Consider the following 3,628-nt stretch of genomic DNA (forward strand, 5'->3'; position numbering starts at 1 on the left):
CGCGCGGCGCGCTGACCGCCCGCCGCCCGCGCCCCCGCCGCTTCGGCGCGGCCACCCTCGGCATCACCGGTTTCCCGCCCGCCGCCCGCGCACCCCCGCCGCGCCCGGGGGACGCGCGTGGCCCGGATGCCCCGGGACGCGGGGGTTCTGGGTGACGCTGTCGCCGGGGGATGGCACGCTTGTGGGTGTGACCGAGATTGATCCGAAGATTGACGCCCTCGTCCCCTCATGGCTGACGCTGCCCGACATCGCCGAGCGACTCGACCTGGAGGTGACCCGGGTCCGCCAGTGGGTGAAGGACGGCCAGCTGATCGCGATCCGCCGGGGCGAGAACCGCGCCCTGCACGTCCCCGCCGACTTCATCGGCGAGGACCGCATCGTCAAGGGCCTCTCCGGCACCCTGACGCTGCTCCGCGACGACGGCTTCTCCGACGAGGAGATGATCGAGTGGCTGTTCACCCCCGACGACACCCTCCCCGGCACCCCGGCGCAGGCCCTGAGTGAGAACCGCGGCACCGAGGTCAAGCGGCGGGCCCAGGCCCTGGCGGTCTGACCCCCGGCCGGAACCGGCGCCGGTGCGGCACGGCGGGACGCCCCGCCGTGCCGCACGGGCACGCCCCGCCGTCCGGCCCGCCGGACCCCCATCGGTGCGGACGCGACCGCGCCCGGCACCCCGACCCCGAGGAACCCATGGCCACCCGTGAGGGAAACCCGGCGATCGCCGACGCCCGCCTCTACCTCTGCACCGACGCCCGACGGGACCGCGGAGACCTCCCCGCGTTCCTCGACGCCGTCCTCGGCGCGGGCGTGGACATCGTGCAGCTGCGCGACAAGGGGATGGAGGCGGCCGAAGAGCTGGAGACCCTGGAGGTCCTTGCCGACGCCTGCCGCCGCCACGGGAAGCTGCTCGCCGTCAACGACCGCGCCGACGTGGCCCACGCCGCCGGGGCGCCCGTGCTCCACCTCGGCCAGGGCGACCTCCCGGTCCCCGCGGCCCGCGCCGTCGTCGGTGACGGCGTCGTCCTGGGCCGGTCCACCCACAGCGAGGCCGAGGTGGACGCGGCGCTCGCCGACCCGGAGACCGGCTACTTCTGCACCGGGCCCTGCTGGCCCACCCCGACCAAGCCCGGCCGCCCCGCACCCGGCCTGCCCCTGGTGAGGTACGCCGCGGATCGTGCCGGCGACGTGCCCTGGTTCGCCATCGGCGGCATCGACGCCGGCACCCTCGACGCCGTCCTCGACGCCGGTGCCCGCCGGGTCGTGGTCGTCCGGGCCCTCACCGAGGCCGCCGATCCCGCCGCCGCCACCGAGGAACTGGTCCGCGCGCTGGCGCGACGTCCACTGTACGGACGGTGATCGCCAACGGGCGGAGCCGCTGGCTACCGTGGCGGCATGGCCCTGGGAATCCCGTCCGTCCGACATGACCACGCGCGAACCGTCCGCGAGTTGCTGGCGGCCGGTGAACGCTCCTACTCCTTCGAGTTCAACGCCCCGCGCACCGAGAAGGGCGAGCGGACCCTCTGGGAGGCGATCCGCCGGGTCGAGGCGGTCGCCCCGACCTTCGTCGCGGTGACCTACGGCGCGGGCGGCAGCTCCCGCGAGGGCACCATCCGCGCCACCGAGCGGATCACCACCGACACCACACTGACCCCGGTCGCGCACCTCACCGCCGTCGAGCACTCGGTCGCCGAGCTGCGCAACATCATCGGCCGCTACGCCGACGCCGGTATCCGCAACATGCTCGCGTTGCGCGGCGACCCCCCGGGCGACCCGATGGGGGAGTGGGTGCGGCACCCCGAAGGAGTCAGCTACGCTGCCGAACTGGTCGAGCTGATCAAGGAGTCGGGGGACTTCTGCGTCGGCGTGGCCGCGTTCCCCGAGATGCACCCCCGGTCCGCCGACTGGGACACCGACATCCGGCATTTCGTCAACAAGTGCCGGGCCGGCGCCGATTACGCCATCACGCAGATGTTCTTCGACGCCGACGACTACCTCCGGTTGCGGGACCGGGTCGCCGCCGCGGGCTGCGACACCCCGATCATCCCGGAGATCATGCCGGTGACCAGCGTGCGGCAGATCGAGCGCCTCTCGCAGCTGAGCAACGCCACGTTCCCGGCGGATCTGGCGGACCGCGTGCACGCGGTCCGGGAGGACCCGGGCGCTGTACGCTCGGTGGGAATCGAGCACGCGACGCGGCTGTGCGAGCGGTTGATGGACGAGGACATTCCCGGTCTGCACTTCATCACCCTCAACCGGTCCACGGCCACGCTGGACATCTACCGCAATCTGGGCCTCCACCGGCGCCCCGTCACCACGGGGGACGGTGGGCCCGCGCACTGACGAGAGGACGGCAGATGGGCTGGACAGTCCTCTATCTCGCCTTCGGACTGGTGGCCCTGTGGCTCCTCGGGGAGGTGCTGCTCCAGTACAAGGCGCGACTGCGCTGGCGGGTGCTGGCCTTCTGCGGGTTCCTCGGTGTCGTCTTCGGCGTGATCATCCACAACGTGCCCGTCATCGCGCTCGGCGCGGTGGCGTTCGCCGCCGGTCAGACGCTCGTCACCCTCTCGTTCCGCAACGGCTTCTCCACCGGGTGGTCGATCGGCGGCAAGCCCGGCAGCAGCCGGCGGCGCCGCGGCATGGAGCCGATGGCGCCGCTGCCGGAGGAGGCCGAGGGCCACGGCCCGCCGCCGCCCGGCGGCGACGGCGGGGGCAACCGTCCCCCCGAGGAGTGGAGCGAGGGCGGGCCCGGCAGCACCGAGGGCGGGGGCGCCCGGGACGTCGCGTACCGCGACACCGAGCCGGGTACCGGGCGGCGGGCCGCCGCCGACCACGACCGGAGCGACCGGGACGACGGCTACGGGCAGGACGCCCCGCGCGACGGCTACGGGGCCACCGGCTACCCGGGCTACGGCGAGGAGCCCGCTCCTGCCTACGGCGACAACCCGGCCGGCGACCGGGCCGGTTACGGCGACGACGGCTACGGCCGCGGCGCCCAGCCGGGCTACGAGAACGACGGCGGCTACGGTGAGCCCGCCGGCTACCCCGCCCAGGGCGGCGGCTACCCCGGCTACGACGAGCGCGGCGGCTACCCGGAGAGCGGCGCGGAGCACCGCTCCGACTACGGCGTCTACGGGGACAACAGCGGTTACGGCGACGGGAGTTACCCCGGCGGGAACGGCGCCGGCGGCTACGGGGCGGGGAACGGGTACGACACCTACGGGAGCAACGGCCCCGACAGCCACTCCGGTGGTCGGAACCCGGCCGGCCACCAGGGCACCCAGGACGCGGGCGGCTACGGCTACCCCCCGGGGTACGCCGACGGCGGCTACCCCGACCCCACCACCCAGGGGTACGGCACCCAGTACCCGCCGCCGGGCTCCCACGACCCCGCCGCGCAGCCGAACGGCCCCGGCCCGCAGGGCCCGTGGCCGCCGCCCGGCCCCTACTACCAGGAGACCCCGCCCGGCGGGGTCTGGGTCCCGCAGAAGCGGGACACGGTGATGCCGGACGAGTACCAGCAGTCCTACGACCCCGGCGCCCACCACAGCCAGCAGGGCCACCCCCACGACCAGCAGCGGTACTGACCACCCGCGGTGACGTGACGCCCGTGGCGCGCCGGGAACCGGCG

At 74.7% G+C, this 3,628-nt stretch carries 4 protein-coding genes; all 4 read left to right on the forward strand.

All coding sequences use genetic code 11. The features are described 5' to 3' along the window. Window positions 1-187 precede the first annotated feature (187 nt). The 4 genes from HCN56_RS24395 to HCN56_RS26810 all read left to right on the forward strand — a co-directional run bounded on the left by HCN56_RS24395 (window position 188) and on the right by HCN56_RS26810 (window position 3,584). Complete coding sequence (locus HCN56_RS24395; protein WP_167974641.1) at window positions 188-553, forward strand: Rv2175c family DNA-binding protein; 366 nt, start codon at window positions 188-190, stop codon at window positions 551-553. A 137-nt stretch (window positions 554-690) separates the two neighbouring features. Continuing rightward, window positions 691-1,356, forward strand: coding sequence for a thiamine phosphate synthase (thiE, locus tag HCN56_RS24400; protein WP_167974643.1), 666 nt, complete (start codon window positions 691-693; stop codon window positions 1,354-1,356). Window positions 1,357-1,392: 36 nt separating this feature from the next. Continuing rightward, window positions 1,393-2,340, forward strand: a complete 948-nt coding sequence (gene metF, locus HCN56_RS24405) for a methylenetetrahydrofolate reductase [NAD(P)H] (protein WP_167974645.1) — start codon at window positions 1,393-1,395, stop codon at window positions 2,338-2,340. Window positions 2,341-2,354: 14 nt separating this feature from the next. After that, window positions 2,355-3,584, forward strand: a complete 1,230-nt coding sequence (locus HCN56_RS26810; protein WP_245246982.1) for a chromosomal replication initiator protein DnaA — start codon at window positions 2,355-2,357, stop codon at window positions 3,582-3,584. Window positions 3,585-3,628: the final 44 nt, after the last annotated feature.

The sequence above is a fragment of the Streptomyces lonarensis genome, assembly GCF_012033735.1.
Lineage (GTDB): Bacteria > Actinomycetota > Actinomycetes > Streptomycetales > Streptomycetaceae > Streptomyces > Streptomyces lonarensis.